We start from the raw sequence: 19,001 nt of genomic DNA, 5'->3' as shown, positions 1-19,001 counted from the left end.
CCAGCCCGCACCATGCGGCGCCGGCCCCCGTGGGGCGCCGGATGGTCCGCTGGCAGGAAGTGACGATGTTGTCGAACGGGCGAATGGGGGGCCCGCGGCGGAGGTTGCCGTGGCTGGCCGCCGTGGTCGTGACCGCTACCTTTGCATGGTTCCCCGGGTGGCTGGAGGCGGACTGGGATTTCACCCTGATCGCCCGCCGCGCCGAGGCGCTGTATGGCCCGCTGGGGGCAGGGCGCGCGCGCATCGAGGCCTGGCAGCGGGTGCTGGCCGACGAGGCGGGCGCCGACGAGCAGGAGCAGCTGCGGGCGGTCAACGACTTCTTCAATCGCCAGCTGCGTTTCACCGACGACCTCGGCCTGTGGCACCAGGTGGACTACTGGGCCACGCCGGTGGAGGCCCTGCTCAAGGGGGCCGGCGATTGCGAGGACTTCGCCATCGCCAAGTACGTCAGCCTGCGCCACCTCGGGGTGCCGGCGCAGAAATTGCGCATCACCTACGTCAAGGCGCTGCGCCTGAACCAGGCGCACATGGTGCTGACCTACTACCCGCGGCCCGAAGCGGTGCCGCTGGTGCTGGACAACCTGATCGGCAGCATCCTGCCGGCCTCGCAGCGCGACGACCTGCAGCCGGTGTACGCCTTCAACGGCGAAGGGCTGTGGCTGGCCGACGGCGGCGGAGGCAAGCAGGTGGGCGACAGCAAGCGGCTGTCGCGCTGGCAGGACCTGTTGCGGAAAATGGAGGCCGAGGGGTTCCCCTCGCGCGAGTAGCGGAGTCGAGATGTCCCTGTTCAAACAACTCCTGATCGCCATCTGCCTGTTCCTGGTGGTGGCCTTCGGCGGCAGCTTCATGGTCGGCCTGGAAAGCTCCCGCGAGCAGTACGTCAACCAGTTGCGCTCCCACGCCCAGGACGCCGCGACGGCGCTGGGGCTGTCGCTCACCCCGAACATCGACGACCCGGCGATGGTCGAGCTGATGGTCAGCTCGATCTTCGACAGCGGCTACTTCGAGCGCATCCGCGTGGTCGACCTGGCCACCGGCAAGGTGCTGGTGGAGCGCCAGGGCGTACCGGACGCGGTGGCCTCGGGCGCGCCGCAGTGGTTCGTTTCGCTGATCGGCCTGCCGTCCGCCGGCGGCGACGCCGTGGTCAGCCGCGGCTGGACCCAGGCGGCGCGGGTGGAGGTGGTGAGCCACCCGATGTTCGCCATCGCCAGGCTCTGGCAGAGCGCCCTGGGCAGCCTCGGCTGGCTGCTGCTGTGCGGGGTGGCCAGCGCGCTGCTCGGCGCCTGGCTGCTGCGCCGCCAGCTGCGCCCGCTGGACTACATGGTGGCGCAATCCCACGCTATCGCCCGCCGCGAATTCCTCAGCCTGCCGGAGCTGCCGCGCACCCCGGAGCTGCGCCGCGTGGTGCAGGCGATGAACCAGATGGTGGAGAAGCTCAAGGCACTGTTCCAGGAACAGGCCGAACGCAGCGAGCGGCTGCGCGACGAGGCCTACCAGGACAGCCTGACCGGGCTGGGCAACCGGCGCTTCTTCGACCTGCAGCTGCAGGCGCGGCTGAGCGCCGAGGAGCAGGTCAGCAGCGGCTACCTGCTGTTGCTGCGGGTGCTCGACCTCGCCGGCCTCAACCTGCGCCTCGGCGCCCAGCACACCGACGCCTTGCTCAAGGCGGTAGCCGAACAACTGCAGCGCGCCAGCCAGGGCCTGGGCGCCGGGCGCACCCTGGCGCGCACCCGCGGCGGCGAGTTCGCCCTGCTGGCCCCCGGGCTGCTGGAGGAAGAAGCCGAGCAACTGGCCACGCGCCTGGAAGGCATGCTCGCCAGCCTGGCCAGCACCGGCGCCAGCGACCAGCCGCGGGTAGCGGCCTTCGGCCTGGTGCCGTTCCACCCCGGCGAGGCGCCGGCCAGCCTGATGCTGCGCGCCGACGAGGCACTGGCCCAGGCCGAGCGCCAGCAGCACAGTGCCTGGGCACGGCTGGACAGCGAGGCGGCGCCGGTGGCCGACGCGCGCCACAGCTGGCACCAACTGCTGGAGCGGGCGCTGCGCGAGAAGCGCTTCGAGTTGTACTTCCAGCCGGTGGTGGCCTGCGAGGACACGGAGCTGGTGCTGCACCACAAGGTGCTCTCGCGCCTGCCGGACGGGCAAGGCGGCAGCCTCGCGGCGGGCCGCTTCCTGCCCTGGCTGGAGCGCTTCGGCTGGTCGGCGCAGCTGGACCTGCTGATGCTCGACCTGACACTGGCGCACCTGGCCGGCCACGACCAGGTGCTGGCGCTGAACCTCTCGGGCGCGCTGCTGCGCGACGAACGCGCCCTGGCCCGGGCCTTCGAACGCCTGCGCCAGCACCCGCAGTACGGCGGCCGCCTAGTGCTGGAACTGGAAGAAGACCAGTTGCCCGACCAGGCGGCGTTGGAGGCACTGACTCGCCGCCTGCGCGAGCTGGGCTACGGCCTGGCGCTGCAGCACTTCGGCGGGCGCTTCAGCATGATCGGCAACCTGGCGCGCCTGGGCCTGGCCTACCTGAAGATCGACGGCAGCCACATCCGCGCCATCGACGTGGAGAACGACAAGCGCCTGTTCATCGAGGCCATGCAGCACGCGGCGCACAGCATCGACCTGCCGCTGATCGCCGAACGCGTCGAGACCGAAGCGGAATTCCGCGTGCTGCGCGGGATGGGCATCGAAGGGGCGCAGGGGCAACTGTTCGGCGCGCCACGGCCGTGGGGGCGGGGTTAGCGACGAGCGGGCCCAGCCCGCGATTCGCGCGCAGGGCGCGCTCCTACAGTCGGGTGTTCGTGTCACCGGGGTGTCCGGCGTGGCCGGTGAGTCCAATCGCGGACAAAGTCCGCTCCTACGCCCGCGCTTCCTGGAGCCGTAGGAGCAACTGTCTTGTGCCGAGGTGCTCTTCGTAGGATGGGTTGAGCTTGCGAAACCCATGCGGTTGCGCTGATGGGTATCGCTTCGCTCAACGCCATCCTACGAAAAGTCGTGCTTCCTGGAACCTACGCAGAAATATCCGCACGCATCGGAACGTTTCTTCAGAAGACCGAGCGAAACCCGCTCAGGAGACCAGGCGACATGAAGGTCACTGGGTCATTCCCCTTCGGGCCGGCGCAAGCGCTGTTCGCGATGTCAGATCAACCCCCCATCCTCCTCCTCGTCGATCAACCGATGCAGACCACCCAGCGCCTCACGCGCCTGGGTGCGGCTGAGCAGCTTGGAGCGCGCCGCCTCGGGCAGGTCAGTGATGCGGATCACGCCCTTGGCCATCAACACCGAGATCAGGTCCTCCAGCACCCGGATCATCTCCAGGTCGCTGCGTTGCAGCTGGCGCAGGCTGTATTCGGCCTCGCGCCAGGCGTGCACTTCCTCGTCGTCGTCGGCCAGGCTGCCGCTCATGCCGGCGAAGGCGGCGCTTTCGACGCGTATCAGCCGGCCTTCGGCGTCACGCTGGATGTAAGGCATCGCCTTGTCTCCATCAGGTGTTCGGGATATCTGGCGGCACCCCGTAGGGCGCCGCCAGGCGGGCTCAGTGGTGCTCGGTCTTCACCAGCGGGTCGGCGCCGGCCACCAGCGACTTGACGATGTCCGCCGAGGTCGCGCCGTAGGTCTTGAGGTCGACGCCGGTGAGCTTGATGGTCACGTCGGTCGAACTGTTCACCTGGCCGGTGGTGCTGATCTGCAGGGTCGAGGTCGCGGTGTCCACCTTCAGGTAGCTGAGGATGTCGTTGTGCGCGGCATCCGGCAGCAGGTCCACCAGGTCGATGCGGTCGCCGTCGCCGGGCTTGAAGTCGGTGATGGTGTCGTTGCCGGTGTCGCCTGCGCGCCAGATGAAGGTGTCGGCGCCATCGCCGCCGGTCAGGGTGTCGTTGCCCTTGCCGCCGATCAGCAGGTCGTTGCCTTTGCCTCCGTCGAGGGTGTCGTTGCCCAGGCCGCCGTACAGGGTGTCGTTGCCGGTACCGCCATTGAGGATGCTGTTGCCCGCGCCACCGTAGAGGATGTCGTGGCCGTCGCCGCCGTTGAGGGTGTCGGTGCTGCCATAGCCGTGCATCAGGTCGTTGCCGGTGGTGCCGGAGAACGAGTTGGTGGTGGTCGAGGCCACCGTGATGCTCAGCGTTTGCGTGGCGCTGGCCGTGCTGCCGTCGGACTCGGTGGCGATGGCGGTGACGCCCAGGGTCAGGGTGCCGTTGTAGCCGCTGGCCGGCAGCAGTTGCAGGTCGTGCAGCTGCGCCTGGGTGAAGCTCCAGCTGCCGTCGGCGTTGTGGGTGCCGCTGGTGAAGGTGGCGTCGTTGGGCACGCCGGTGATCTTCACCGAGAGGCTTTCCGAGCCGTCGGTATCGCTCAGGGCCGCGTTGATGCCGACGTTGATCGGCGCACCGTAGGTCTTGCCGCCCAGGGTGAAGGTCGGCGCGCCCAGGCTCAGGCTGGAGTCCTTGTCGGCGTCGCCGCCGTTGAGCACCAGCCAGTCGAAGTGGTAGTTGCCGCTGCTGCTGGCGGTGTAGCTCTGTACGCCACTGCCGTTGACGCTGGCGCCACGCTGCTCGGAGGAGGTCACCTGGATCAGCGTGCGGGTGCCGTCGGGACCGGTGACCACCAGCGCGACTATGTCGTTGAAGCCATTGCTGATCTCGCTGCTGGAGTTTTCGCCGTTGGTGAAGTTCCAGGCGAAGTTGACCTGGGTGCCGGCCTTGAGCGTGTAGTCCGAGCTGGTCAGCGAGCCGTCGACGACGTTGACGTTAGCGTTATGGGTGAGGGCGCCGCTCGGCGGGTTGATGCCGTCCAGGGCTCCGGAACTCAGGCCGGTCTCGGTTTCCAGGTTGGCCTGGGTGATTCCCTGGGTGGTGCTGATGCTGGTGGCGCCGGGGTTGAGCGCGAAGATGCTGCCGCTGTTGAGCAGCGGCACGTCAGCCACCGGCGTGACGCTGACCGCCACCGTGGAGCTGGCGGTGCCGCCGTGGCCATCGCTGATGGTGTAGGTGATGCTGTCGCTGCCGCTGAAGTTGGCCTTGGGCGTATAGGTCAGGGTGCCGTCGGCATTGACCGTCACGCTGCCGTTGCTGGCGGAGGCGCTGGTGACGCTCAGGCTGTCGCCGTCGACGTCGCTGTCGTTGGCCAGCACGTTGAGGGTGACGGGCTTGTCTTCCTGGGTCGAGGCGCTGTCGGGCTTGGCCTCCGGCGCATCGTTCACCGCATTGATGCCAACGGTCACGGTGGCGGTGGAGGTGCCGCCGTGGCCGTCGCTGACGGTGTAGGTGAAGCTGCCGGTGCCGTTGACGTCCTTGGCCGGGGTGAAGACGACGTTGCCGTTCTCCAGTTTCACCGTGCCGTTGACCGCGCCCTGCACGCTGAGGATGGACAGGCTGTCGCCGTCGACGTCGCTATCGTTGCCCAGCAGGGTATTGGCGGCGATGGTCAGGGCGGTGTCTTCGTTGGTCACCAGTTCGGCCAGGGGGTGGCTCAGGCTGCTGCCGCCGAGCACGCTGTAGCTGCCGCCGACGGGGGCCAGCTCGACTTTCAGCTGGGCGTTGCCGCCCTGGTCCCAGTAGAGGATCTCGATCTGGTGGTTGCCGCCCTGGGCGATGTTGAAGCTATCCGAGACGCGGGCCGTCGGGCTCTGGTTGGCGTCGTACTTGAACACTTCCACGCCGTCGATGCGGATGCTGAAGCCGTCGTCCGCCGTCACCCTGAACGTGTAGTTGCCGGCGGCGAGGTTGACCAGCCCGGTGAGCTGGACGATGGCGTCGGAGGTATTGGCCGGGTCGGTGTTGAGCGAGGCGGCGTCGCTGCCGAGGAACTTCTGCAGCTGCTTGTCGCCGCCCAGGTCGGTGCTCACGCCATTGCCGTAGTTGAGCGCAGTGGCAGTGAAGGTGGCGCTGGGCGCGGTCTTGGCGATGAACGCGCTGATCATGCTCAGGCTGGTCAGGTTGTTGCCGTCGGTGCCCTCGCGGTAGCCCCAGTAGTTGCCCTGCAGGCCGCCGACCAGGTAGTGGTCGTTGACCGCCACAGGGTCGTCGTTGACCGGGGTGACGTTGACGGTGAGCTTGTTCGGCGTGCTGTCGAAGGCGCCGTTGCTGTCCTTCACCGAGAAGGTGAAGCTGGCGTAGTTGTTGCCATTGGCGTTGGCCGCCGGGGTGAAGGCCAGCTTGCCCAGGTCGGCCGCGGCGATCACCTGGCCCTGGGTGACGGCGACGCCGTCGAAGGTCAGGCTGCCGGCGCCGGGCAGGCTGTCGATGCGCACCGCGCTGAGGGCGTCGTTGTGGTCGACGTCGTTGAAGCCGAAGTCGATGGCGCTGAAGCTGCGGCTGCTGTCTTCATCCAGGGTGATGGTGCCGTCGCTGCCGGTGGGCGCGTCGTTGGCGCCGGTCACGGTGATGGTCACGGTGGCCGGGGCGCTGGTGGCGCCTTCACTGTCCTTGGCGGTGTAGGTGAAGCTGACCTGGCGGCTTTCGCCCGGGGCCAGGCTGTCGAAGTCGCTGCCCGGGTTGAATACGTAGCTGCCGTTGGCGTTGAAGGTCAGGATACCGTTGCCGGCGCCCAGGCCGCTGACAAGGGCATAGCCATTGGGGTTGACCGGGCTGTCGATGTCGCTGGCAGCCGGCACCTGGTCGCTGAGCACGCTGTTTTCGCCGGTGGTCTTGCTGTCGTTGGCGGCCACGGGGGCATCGTTGACCGGGGTGACGCTGAGGCTGACGGTGGACTCGGCGGTGCCGTTGTGGCCGTCGTCGATGGTGACGACGAAGCTGTCCGGGCCGTTGTAGTTGGGGTTCGGGGTGTAAGTGTAGTGACCGGTTGCGGCGTCCAGCACCAGGGTGCCGTGCTTCGGTTCGTCGCCCGACTTCAGGGTGTAGGTGAGGGCATCGCCATCGACATCGCTGGCCACGACCTGGCCGGAAACCGCGGTGTCCTCGGCGGTGGTCTTGCTGTCGTCGGAGGTCACCGGGACATCGTTCACTGCCGTGACGGTGAGGGTGACGGTGGACTCGGCGGTGCCGTTGTGGCCGTCGCTGACCACCACGGTGAAGCTGTCGTCGCCGTTGTAGTTCGGGTTCGGCGTATAGGTGTAGTGGCCAGTTGCGGCGTCCAGCACCAGGGTGCCGTTTGCCGGTCCGCTACTCGGCTTCAGGGTGTAAGTGAGGACATCGCCATCGACATCGCTGGCGACGACCTGGCCGGAAACCGGAGTGTCTTCCAGTGTGGTCTTGTTGGCGTTCTCGGCCACCGGCAGGTCGTTCACCGAGTTCACGGTGATGTCCAGCGTCGAGCTGGCGCCGGTGTTGGTGGTGTAGGTGATCTGCGGCACGGCGCCGTGGTAGTTGGCGTCCGGGGTGAAGCTGTAGCTGCCGTCCGCCTTGATCACGATGCTGCCGACGCCGACGATGGTGGTGCCTGTGCCGGCGGCGATGTTGCCGCTGAAGCCGGCGACGCTGTAGCTGCTTACGCTCAGCGTGTTGTCCACGTCGCTGTCGTTGTCCAGCACGTTGCCGGTCACGCTGCCGTCGTCCTCGTCCATGCTCGCGACGTTCGGGAGCAGCACCGAGGGATCGTCCACCGGGGTGACGTCCAGGGTGAAGGTGTGCGAAGCGCTGTCGAAGGCGCCGGCGCTGTCCTGCACGCTGAAGCCGAAGCTGGCGTAGGGGGCGCCACTGTCGTTGGCGTCGGGGGTGAATGTCAGCTTGCCGAGGTCGGCGGCGGCGATCACCTGGCCCGGGACGACGGCGACGCCGTCGAAGGTCAGGCTGCCGGCGCCCGGCAGGCTGTCGATGCGCACGGCCTGCAGGTGCTGGCCGGCATCGGCGTCGTTGAAGGCGAAGTCGGCGGCGCTGAAGCTGTGGCTGCTGTCCTCGTCCAGGCTGGCGCTGCCATCGGCGCCCTGCGGCGGGGTGTTGCCGCCCACCTGCACGGTCAGGCTGCTGCTGGCGCTGGCGCCATGGCTGTCGCTGATCTCGTAGTGGATCACCACGCTGCCGCTTAGGTTCTCGGCGGGCACGAAGTTCAGGGTGCCGTCGGGGTTGATGCTGACGCTGCCCTGGCTGGAGTCGGCGAGCACGGCCTTGGTGACGCTGAGCGTATCGCCGTCGACGTCGCTGTCGTTGCCGAGCACGTCGATGCTCGGCAACGCCACGTTGATCGGCGTCAGCGCCTGGTCGGCGTTGGCCACCGGCGCATCGTTGGTGCCGGTGATGGTCAGGGTCAGGGTGCTGCTGCCGGTGGCGCCGTGTTCATCGGTCACCGTGAAGCCGATCTGCAGCACTTTCACCTGGTTCGCGGCCAGGCTGTCGTAGGCCGCGTCCTTGGCATCGAAGACCCAGCTGCCGTCGCTGTGCAGGGTGAAGCCGGCCGGCGCGGCGCCGTCGACGGAGTAGCTCAGCTGGGCGCCATGGTCGACGTCGCTGGCCTGCAACTGGCCGGTGATTTCGCTGACCGGCTTGAGCTGGTCGACCAGGGCCTGGTTGTTCGCACCGTTGTTGGTGAGGGTCCAGCCCGAGCTGCCTTGTACCGCCTGGCCGACCGAGCCGACGACGCTGGCTTGCGGCGGCAGGTTGCTCAGCACCAGGGTGGAGTCGATGGAGCTGTCGCCGCTGTCCGCCACGCCGATCACCAGGGTGTAGGTGCCCGGCTGGTCGAAGGTGTGGCTGAAGGTCTGCGGGCCCGAGGTGCCGTAGTCGCCCACCGCGGCGACGCTGCTCAGCAGGGTGACGACCTGGCCGTTGACCTGCACGAAGGCGAAGTCGTTGTAGGGTGCGTAGTCCTGGGTGGTGAAGGTCCAGTTGAAGCTGATGGCTTCGCCCGGCTGGGTGGTGGTGATGGTCAGCGTCAGCGCCGAACCATCGGTGGCGCCGGCGACGACGCCCGGCTGCAGGCTGCCGCCCTCCACGGCGCTGGCGCTGGCGGCCTGGGCCACCGGTGCATCGTTGCTGCCGACGATGTTGACGGTGACGCTGGACTGCGTGCCGTCGGCGCTCTGCACGGTGAAGGTGTCGGTCAGGGTTTCGTTCAGCTTGAGCTCGTTGTAGGCCGAATCGGCGGTGTAGCTCCAGGTGCCGTCGGCAGCCAGGCTAAAGTGGCCGTACTGGCCGGCGACGTTGGTTTGCTCGACGAAGGTGGCCGGGCTGTCGACGTCGGTGACGGTCAGTTGGCCGCCGGTGCTGATCGGGGCGTTGGTCTCGTTGATGCTGACCTGGGCGCCGGTGATGACGGCGGCGTCGTTGGTGCCGTCGATGGTCACGCTGACGCTGGAGGTGGTGCCGTCGGCGCTCGTCACGGTGAAGGTGTCGGTCAGCGATTGGCCGACGCTCAGCTGGTTGTAGGCCGAATCGGCGGTGTAGCTCCAGGTGCCGTCGGCAGCCAGGCTGAAGTGGCCGTACTGGCCGGCGACGTTGGTTTGCTCGATGAAGGTGGCCGGGCTGTCGACGTCGGTGACGGTCAGTTGGCCGCCGGTGCTGATCGGGGCGTTGGTCTCGTTGACGCTGACCTGGGCGCCGGTGATGACGGCGGCGTCGTTGGTGCCGTCGATGGTCACGCTGACGCTGGAGGTGGTGCCGTCGGCGCTGGTGACGGTGAAGGTATCGGTCAGCGATTGGCCGACGCTCAGCTCGTTGTAGGCGGAATCGGCGGTATAGCTCCAAGTGCCGTCGGCAGCCAGAGTGAAGTGGCCGTACTGGCCGGCGACGTTGGTCTGCTCGATGAAGGTGGCAGGGCTGTCGACGTCGGTGATGGTCAGTTGGCCGCCGGTGCTGATCGGGGCGTTGGTCTCGTTGATGCTGACCTGGGCGCCGGTGATGACGGCGGCGTCGTTGGTGCCGGTAACCGTGATGGTGATGGTTTGCGGATCGCTCAGCGCACCGCTGTCATCCTTGGCCTGATAGGTGAAGGTGACGTCACGGCTGACACCAACTGGCAGACTGTCGAAGTCCTGGCCCGGATCGAAGGTATAGCTGCCATCTCCGTGGAAGGTGAGCGTGCCATTGCCGGTACCGACATCGGTAGTCAGCTGGTAGCTGGCAATGGTGCCATCGACATCGCTGGCTGCCGGGACTTGGCCGTCGAGGATGGTGTTCTCTTCGGTCGCCGCACTGCCGGCCTGAGCGACCGGTGCGTCGTTGGTGCCGGTAACGGTAATGGTGATGGTTTGCGGGGCGCTCAGCGCGCCGCTGTCATCCTTGGCCTGGTAGGTGAAGGTGACGTCGCGGCTGACACCGGCCGGCAGGCCGTCGAAATCCTGGCCCGGATCGAAGGTGTAGCTGCCATTGGGGTTGAAGGTCAGCGTGCCGTTGCCGGTGCCGACATCGGTTGTCAGTTGGTAGCCGGCGATGGTGCCGTCTACATCGCTCGCGGCCGGGACCTGGCTGTTGAGTACGGTGTTTTCACCGGTAGTCGCGCTACCGGCTTGAGCTACCGGTGCGTCGTTGGTGCCGGTAATGGTCAGCGTCAGGGTGCTGGAGCTGGTGGCGCCCTGATCGTCGGTGACGATCACCGGGATGCTGATGACCTGGGTTTCGTCATTGGCCAGGTGCTGGTAGGCCGAGTCCTTGCCATCGAAGGTCCAGCTGCCATCGGATTGCAGGGTGAAACCTGCGGGCGCATTGCCGTCGATGCTGAAGGTCAGGACCGCGCCGTCATCGGCGTCGGTGGCCGTCAGTTGGCCGGTGCTTACCTGGTCTTCGTCGGCTGCGGCGCTGGCAGCTTGGGCGACAGGGGCATCGTTGGTGCCGGTAACGGTGATGGTCAGGGTGCTGCCGCTGGTCGCGCCCTGGTCATCGGTGACGACCACCGGAATGCTGATGACCTGGGTTTGTCCCTCAGCCAGGTGCTGGTAGGCGGGATTGCTGGCGTCGAAGGTCCATTTGCCGTCCTGATCCAGGGTGAAGCCGGCGGGAAGCGGGCTGTCCGAGCCGAACTGCAGCTGGGCGCCCTGGTCGGCATCGGTGGCCTGCAACTGGCCGTTGATCTGGCTGTCCTCGTTGACCGCCGCAGTGGCCGCCTGAGCTACCGGCGCGTCATTGGTGCCGGTGACGGTAATGGTGATGGCCTGCGGGGCGCTCAGCGCGCCGCTGTCGTCCTTGGCCTGGTAGGTGAAGGTGACGTCGCGGCTGACACCGGCCGGCAGGCTGTCGAAGTCGTGGCCTGGATCGAAGCTATAGCCGCCATTGGAGTTGAAGGTCAGCGTGCCGTTGCCGGTGCCGACATCGGTGGCCAGCTGGTAGCCGGTAATGGTGCCGTCGACATCGCTGGCGGCCGGGACTTGGCCATTGAGAACGGTGTTCTCTTCAGTCGCAGCGCTGCCAGCCTGGGCGACCGGCGCGTCGTTGGTGCCGGTGACCGTGATGGTGATGGTCTGCGGGGCGCTCAGCGCGCCGCTGTCGTCCTTGGCCTGGTAGGTGAAGGTGACGTCGCGGCTGACACCGGCCGGCAGGCTGTCGAAGTCGTGGCCTGGATCGAAGCTATAGCCGCCATTGGAGTTGAAGGTCAGCGTGCCGTTGCCGGTGCCGACATCGGTAGTCAGCTGGTAACCGGCAATGGTGCCGTCGACATCGCTGGCGGCCGGGACTTGGCCGTTGAGAATGGTGTTCTCTTCGGTCGTAGCGCTGCCAGCCTGGGCCACCGGCGCATCGTTGGTACCCGTGACCGTGATGGTGATGGTCTGCGGATCGCTTAGCGCGCCGCTGTCATCCTTGGCCTGGTAGGTGAAGGTGACGTCGCGGCTGACACCGGCCGGCAGGCTGTCGAAGTCGTGACCCGGATCGAAGGTATAGCTGCCATTGGGGTTGAAGGTCAGCGTGCCATTGCCGGTACCGACATCAGTGGCCAACTGGTAGCCGGCGATGGTGCCGTCGACGTCGCTGGCGGCCGGGACTTGGCCGTTAAGAACGGTGTTCTCTTCGGTCGTAGCGCTGCCGGCCTGGGCAATCGGTGCGTCGTTGGTGCCGGTGACGGTAATAGTCAGAGTGCTGCCACTGGTAGCGCCCTGGTCATCGGTGACGACTACCGGGATGCTGATGACCTGCGTCTGACCGGCCGCCAGGTGTTGGTAGGCGGCATTGCTGGCATCGAAGGTCCATTTGCCATCCTGATCCAGGGTGAAGCCGGCGGGGAGGGGGCTGTCGGAGCCGAACTGCAGCTGGGCGCCTTGGTCCGCATCGGTGGCCTGCAACTGGCCATTGATCTGGCTGTCTTCGTTGACCGCGGCACTGGCGGCCTGGGCCACTGGCGCGTCGTTGGTGCCGGTGACGGTAATAGTCAGAGTGCTGCCACTGGTAGCGCCCTGGTCATCGGTGACGACCACCGGAGTGCTGATGACCTGGGTTTCGCCCTCGGCCAGGTGCTGGTAGGCAGCGTTGCTGGCGTCGAAGGTCCATTTGCCGTCCTGATCCAGCGTGAAGCCAGCGGGCAAGGGGCTGTCCGAGCTGAACTGCAGTTGGGCGCCTTGGTCTGCATCGGTGGCCAGCAACTGGCCATTGATCTGGCTGTCCTCGTTGACGGCGGCATTGGCGGCCTGGGCCACCGGCGCATCGTTGGTGCCGGTCACGGTGATAGTGATGGTCTGCGGATCGCTCAGTGCGCCGCTGTCGTCCTTGGCCTGGTAGGTGAAGGTAACGTCGCGGCTGACACCAGCCGGCAGGCTGTCGAAGTCGTGGCCCGGATCGAAGCTATAGCCGCCATTGGGATTGAAGGTCAGCGTGCCGTTGCCGGTGCCGACACCATTGGCCAACTGGTAACCGGCAATGGTGCCGTCGACATCGCTGGCCGCCGGGACCTGGCCGTTGAGGATGGTGTTCTCTTCGGTTGTAGCGCTGCCAGCCTGAGCGACCGGTGCGTCGTTGGTGCCGGTCACTGTGATGGTGATGGTCTGCGGATCGCTCAGCGCACCGCTGTCATCCTTGGCCTGATAGGTGAAGGTGATGTCACGACTGAAACCTGCCGGCAGACTGTCGAAGTCCTGACCCGGATCGAAGCTATAGCTGCCATTGGGATTGAAGGTCAGCGTGCCGTTGCCGGCGCCGACATCGGTAGTCAGCTGGTAGCCGGTAATGGTGCCGTCGACATCGCTGGCGGCTGGGACTTGGCCATTGAGGATGGTGTTCTCTTCGGTCGTAGCGCTGCCAGCCTGGGCGACCGGTGCGTCGTTGGTGCCGGTAATGGTCAGCGTCAGGGAGCTGGAGTTGGTGGCGCCATGCTCGTCGGTGACGATCACCGGAATGCTGATGACCTGCGTCTTACCATCGGCTAAGTGTTGGTACGCCGAGTCCTTGCCATCGAAGGTCCAGCTGCCGTCGGTTTTCAGAGTGAATCCGGCGGGTGCATTGCCGTCGATGCTGAAGGTCAGAACGGCCCCGTCGTCGGCGTCAGTAGCTACCAGTTGCCCGGTGCTTACTTGGTCTTCGTCGACCGCAGCGTTGGCAGCCTGAGCAACAGGAATGTCGTTGGTACCAGTCACGGTGATGGTCAGGGTGCTGCTACTGGTAGCACCTTGGTCATCGGTGACGACTACCGGAACGCTGATGACCTGGGTTTCACCATCGGCCAGGTGCTGGTAGGCCGGGTCCTTGCCGTCGAAAGTCCAGCTGCCATCGGTTTTCAGGGTAAGGCCGGCGGGCGTATTACCGTTGATGCTGAAGGTCAGGACGGCTCCATCGTCGGCGTCGGTAGCTACCAGTTGCCCGGTGCTCACCTGGTCTTCGTCGACCGCAGCGCTGGCAGTTTGGGCGACAGGGGCATCGTTGGTGCCAGTGACGGTAATGGTCAGGGTGCTGCCGCTGGTAGCGCCTTGGTCATCGGTGACAACCACCGGAATGCTGATGGTCTGGGTTTGTCCCGCCGCCAGGTGTTGGTAGGCGGCATTGCTGGCATTGAAGGTCCACTTGCCGTCCTGATCCAGGGTGAAGCCGGCGGGGAGGGGGCTGTCCGAGCCGAATTGCAACTGGGCGCCCTGGTCGGCATCGGTGGCCTGCAACTGGCCGTTGATCTGGCTGTCCTCGTTGACTGCGGCAGTGGCGGCTTGGGCCACCGGCGCGTCGTTGGTGCCCGTGACCGTAATGGTGATGGTTTGCGGGGCACTCAGTGCGCCGCTGTCATCCCGGGCCTGGTAGGTGAAGGCGACGTCACGGCTGCTACCGACGGCCAGGCTATCGAAGTCCTGGCCCGGATCGAAGCGATAGCTGCCATCGCTGTTGAAGGTCAGCGTGCCGTTACCAGTGCCGACACCACTGGCCAACTGGTAGCCGGCGATGGTGCCGTCGACATCGCTCGCAGCCGGAACCTGGCCATTCAGCACATCGTTCTCGGCGGTAGTCGCGTTGCCAGCCAGGGCCACCGGTGCGTCGTTGGTGCCGGTAATGGTCAGCGTCAGAGTGCTGGTGTTGGTGGCTCCCTGGTCGTCGGTGACGATCACCGGGATGCTGATGACTTGGGTCTCGCCATCCGCCAGATGTTGGTAGGCCGGGTCCTTGCCGTCGAAGGTCCAGCTGCCATCGGTTTTCAGGGTGAACCCGGCCGGGGCATTGCCATCGATGCTGAAGGTCAGGACCGCGCCGTCATCGGCGTCAGTGGCCACCAGTTGCCCGGTACTCACCTGGTCTTCGTCGGCCGCCGCGCTGGCAGCCTGAGCGACGGGGATGTCATTGGTGCCGGTTACCGTGATGGTCAGGGTACTGCCGCTGGTAGCCCCCTGGTCATCGGTGACGACCACCGGGATGCTGATGACCTGTGTCTGACCGGCCGCCAGGTGCTGGTAGGCGGCATCGCTGGCGTCGAAGCTCCACTTGCCGTCCTGATCCAGGGTGAAGCCGGCGGGTAGGGGGCTGTCCGAGCCGAATTGCAGTTGGGCTCCCTGGTCCGCATCGCTAGCCTGCAGTTGGCCGCTGATCTGGCTGTCCTCGTTGACAGCCGCAGTGGCGGCCTGAGCGACCGGCGCGTCATTGCTGCCCGTGACGGTAATGGTGATGGTCTGCGGATCGCTCAGTGCGCCACTGTCATCCTTGGCCTGGTAGGTGAAGGTGACGTCACGGCTGACACCAGCCGGCAGGCTGTCGAAATCCTGGCCCGGATCGAAGCGATAGCTACCGTCGCTGTTGAAGGTGAGCGTGCCATTGCCAGTGCCGACATCGCTGGCCAACTGGTAGCCGGCGATGCTGCCGTCGACATCGCTCGCAGCCGGAACCTGGCCATTCAGCACATCGTTCTCGGCGGTAGTCGCGCTGCCCGCCTGGGCTACGGGTGCATCATTGGTGCCGGTCACCGTGATGCTCAGGGTGCTGGAGCTGGTGGCGCCATGCTCGTCGGTGACGAGTACCGGCACGCTGATGACCTGGGTTTCGCCATCGGCCAGGTGCTGGTAGGCCGGATCCTTGCCGTCGAATACCCAGCTGCCGTCGGTCTTCAGGGTGAAGCCGGCCGGGGCATTGCCGTCGATGCTGAAGGTCAGGACAGCACCGTCGTCGGCGTCGGTGGCCGTCAGTTGCCCGGTGCTCACCTGATCTTCGTCGGCCGCTGCGCTGGATGCCTGCGCTATCGGCGCATCATTGGTGCCGGTGACGGTGATGGTCAGGGTATTGCCGGCGACTGCGCCCTGGTCGTCGGTAACCAGGTAGGGAATGCTGATGACCTGCGTCTGGCCTTCGGCAAGGTGCTGATAGGCAGCATTGCTGGCGTCGAAGCTCCACTTGCCGTCCTGGCCCAGGGTAAAGCCGGCGGGCAGAGGATTGTCGGAACCGAACTGCAGTTGCGCCCCTTGGTCGGCGTCGCTGGCCTGCAGCTGGCCACTGATCTGGCTGTCTTCATTGACCGTGGCACTGGCAGCTTGGGCGACCGGCGCATCGTTGCTGCCGGTCACGGTAATGGTGATGGTCTGCGGATCGCTCAGCGCACCGCTGTCATCCTTGGCCTGGTAGGTGAAGGTGACATCGCGACTGGCACCAGCCGGCAGGCTGTCGAAATCCTGGCCCGGGTCGAAGCGGTAGCTGCCATCGCTGTTGAAGGTCAGTGTGCCGTTTCCAGTGCCGACGTCGCTGGTCAGTTGATAGCTGGCGATGCTGCCGTCGACATCACTGGCCGCCGGGACCTGGCCGTTGAGGATGGTGTTCTCTTCGGTCGTAGCGCTGCCTGCCTGAGCGACCGGTGCGTCGTTGGTGCCGGTCACTGTGATGGTGATGGTCTGCGGATCGCTCAGGGCGCCGCTGTCATCCTTGGCCTGGTAGGTGAAGGTGACATCGCGACTGACACCAGCCGGCAGACTGTCGAAGTCTTGGCCCGGATCGAAGCGATAGCTACCGTCGCTGTTGAAGGTGAGCGTGCCATTACCAGTGCCGACATCGTTGGTCAGCTGGTAGCCGACGATGCTTCCGTCGACATCGCTGGCCGCCGGCACCTGGCCATTCAGGACGCCGTTCTCGCCAGTAGTTGCGCTGTCCGCCTGGGCCACCGGTGCGTCGTTGGTACCAGTGATGGTCAGAGTCAGAGTGCTGGTGGTATTGGCTCCCTGGTCGTCAGTGACGATTACCGGAATGCTGATGACCTGGGTTTCGCCATTGGCCAGATGCTGGTACGCCGGGTCCTTGCCGTCGAACGTCCAGCTGCCGTCGGCTTTCAGGGTGAAGCCGGCCGGCGCATTGCCGTCGATGCTGAAGGTCAGGACCGCGCCGTCGTCGGCGTCGGTGGCCGTCAGTTGCCCGGTGCTCACCTGGTCTTCGTCGGCCGCGGCGCTGGATGCCTGTGCTATCGGCGCATCGTTGGTACCGGTGACGGTAATGGTCAGGGTACTGCCGCTGGTAGCGCCCTGGTCATCGGTAACGACTACCGGAAAGCTGATGATCTGCGTCTGACCGGCAGCCAGGTGCTGGTAGGCCGCGTCACTGGCATCGAAGCTCCACTTGCCATCCTGGCCCAGGGTGAAGCCGGCGGGCAGAGGGTTGTCGGAACCGAACTGCAGCTGCGCCCCTTGGTCGGCATCGCTGGCCTGCAGTTGGCCACTGATCTGGCTGTCTTCGTCGACTGCGGCAGTGGCGGCTTGGGCTACCGGCGCATCATTGGTGCCGGTCACTGTGATGGTGATGGTCTGCGGATCGCTCAGTGCGCCGCTGTCGTCCTTGGCCTGGTAGGTGAAGGTGATGTCGCGGCTGACACCAGACGGCAGACTGTCGAAATCCTGGCCCGGATCGAAGCTATAGCTGCCATCGGGGTTGAAGGTCAGCGTGCCGTTGCCAGTGCCGACACCACTGGCCAATTGGTAACCGGCGATGCTGCCGTCGACATCGCTCGCAGCCGGCACCTGGCCATTCAGCACATCGTTCTCGGCGGTAGTCGCGCTGCCCGCCTGGGCAACCGGCGCGTCATTGGTGCCGGTGACGGTAATGGTCAGGGTGCTGGAGCTGCTGGCGCCCTGGTCGTCGGTCACCACTACCGGAATGCTGATGACCTGGGTCTGGCCTTCGCCCAGGTGCTGGTAGGCCGGGTCCTTGCCGTCGAAGCTCCAGCTGCCGTCAGGCTGCAGGGTGAAACCGGCGGGTGCATTGCCGTCGACGCTGAAGGTCAGGCTGCTGCCGGTGTCGGGGTCGCTGGCGGCGATCTGGCCGGTGAGCTGCCCGTCCTCGGTGGCCTGGGCCTGGGCGTTGCTGGCTTGCGGCGTGTCGTTGGCGCCCTGGATGTCGATGTTGATCACCCGGGTGTCGCTGGCCCCGGACGGGTCGCGGACGGTGACGGTAAAGCTGTCCTGCGGGTGCTGGCCGGCCGGCAGGGCGTTCACCGCGGCGGCGTCGACCACGTAGACGTAGCTGCCGTCGGGGTTGACCGTGAGCTGGCCGAAGGCGCCCTTGGCGCTGCCGCTCCAGGTCAACTGGTCGCCGTCGACGTCGCTGGCCTGCAGCTGGCCCTTGATGTCGGCGAAGCTGTCGTTGGCCGCGGTGTCGACCAGGGTGGCGCCGTAGCTGCCGCTGGCCACCGGGGCGTCGTTGACTGCGCTCACGCCGATGTCGACGGTCAGGCTGCTGGACGCGCCGCGGTTGTCGGTGACCGTCACCACGAAGCTGTCGGCGCCGTTGTAGTCGGGGTTGGGCAGGTACTGCCAGGTGCCGTCGGCATTGACGATCAGGCTGCCGTTGGCCGGGCCCCGGGCGAGGGAGTAGGTGAGGCTGTCGCCGTTCGGGTCGCGGGCCTGGAAGGCGCCTTGCAGCAGGGTGTCCTCGGCGGTGCTCAGCTGCAGGCCGGCGAGGGCGTTGCCCTGGTCGTCGATGAAGCTGGGCGCGAGATTCGGCACCTGCTCCTGCTGGCGTTCGTCGCCGCCCTGGCCGGCAGCGCCCGGGCCGCTGGTGGTGTAGCCGATGCTCGGGTCGACGTGGCCGCCGGTTTCCTCCAGCAGCACGAAGCTGTGGCCGCCCCCGGCCGGGCCGCTGCCACCGGCGCTGGCACTCGGGCCGGCCGCGGTGGGGGCGAGGGTCTGGGTCGGGTCGGCGCCGGCGGCGATGGCTTTCTGCAGTTCCTCGGCGCTGGCCGTGACGGCGGGCTGGGCCGGCGCATGGGGTGCCAGTTCGCTGGCGCTCAGCTGGCTGTCGCGGCCCAGGTCGAGCACGCGGCCGTCAGGCAATTGCAGGGCCACCGCGCCGGCGTCGCCGGTCTGCACCAGGTCGCCGAGGAACAGGCGGTCGCCCTCGACCAGCACCCTGCGCTGCCCCTCGGCGGATACCGCCAGCACTTGCCCGATGACGCTTTTCACCACTGCGACGACGCTGCTCATTGCACTTCTCCCCTGAGGCTGCTGCTGGCGTGCCGGCCGGGTCGCGGCCCTGATGGCGGCGCGCCAGGTGGCATTCCCTTGTCTGCTGAAGCTGGAAAACCGGCGTCAATTAATTGGCTTAATGAGTTTTCGCGATTAGGTTTATGCCAATCTATTGACCATTTTCGAGGCATCCTAAACAATTGGCAAAACGATGTCACTGTGATGTCAAAGGGCCCCGCGAAAAAATTTTCCACGGGATTCCGGGCACCAGCGACCTCCTCACGTGCAGCGCATTCGCCGG

The 19,001-nt window shown here is 66.5% G+C and carries 4 protein-coding genes; 2 read left to right on the top strand and 2 right to left on the bottom strand.

The window, feature by feature from the left end:
• Window positions 1-65 precede the first annotated feature (65 nt).
• Together lapG and lapD are read left to right on the top strand one after the other, a co-directional pair.
• A complete protein-coding gene (lapG, locus tag ACTWJ5_RS17635; RefSeq protein WP_135499930.1) occupies window positions 66-767 on the top strand; it encodes a cysteine protease LapG in 702 nt (233 codons plus the stop codon).
• Window positions 768-777: 10 nt separating this feature from the next.
• Window positions 778-2,730, top strand: coding sequence for a cyclic di-GMP receptor LapD (gene lapD, locus ACTWJ5_RS17630; RefSeq protein ID WP_444436210.1), 1,953 nt, complete (start codon window positions 778-780; stop codon window positions 2,728-2,730).
• Between the two features lie 396 nt (window positions 2,731-3,126).
• Here the strand turns inward: lapD and ACTWJ5_RS17625 are convergent, their stop codons facing one another.
• Complete coding sequence (locus ACTWJ5_RS17625; RefSeq protein WP_009622277.1) at window positions 3,127-3,459, bottom strand: hypothetical protein; 333 nt, start codon at window positions 3,457-3,459, stop codon at window positions 3,127-3,129.
• A gap of 64 nt (window positions 3,460-3,523) precedes the next feature.
• Entirely contained in the window at window positions 3,524-18,718 is a 15,195-nt protein-coding gene (locus tag ACTWJ5_RS17620; RefSeq protein ID WP_444436209.1) for a retention module-containing protein, read from the bottom strand.
• Between the last annotated feature and the right edge of the window lie 283 nt (window positions 18,719-19,001).

Source organism: Pseudomonas sp. A6 (genome assembly GCF_052367875.1).
Lineage (GTDB): Bacteria > Pseudomonadota > Gammaproteobacteria > Pseudomonadales > Pseudomonadaceae > Pseudomonas > Pseudomonas citronellolis.
Note: the sequence above shows the minus strand (reverse complement) of the source record. Positions and strands in the feature narration are given on the sequence as shown.

What these genes read in the sequence shown, in the direction of transcription:
- lapG (WP_135499930.1), top strand. Translation starts at nt 66, where the DNA reads ATGTTGTCGAACGGGCGAATGGGGGGCCCGCGGCGGAGGTTGCCGTGG.
- lapD (WP_444436210.1), top strand. Translation starts at nt 778, where the DNA reads ATGTCCCTGTTCAAACAACTCCTGATCGCCATCTGCCTGTTCCTGGTG.
- ACTWJ5_RS17625 (WP_009622277.1), bottom strand. Translation starts at nt 3,459, where the DNA reads ATGCCTTACATCCAGCGTGACGCCGAAGGCCGGCTGATACGCGTCGAA.
- ACTWJ5_RS17620 (WP_444436209.1), bottom strand. Translation starts at nt 18,718, where the DNA reads ATGAGCAGCGTCGTCGCAGTGGTGAAAAGCGTCATCGGGCAAGTGCTG.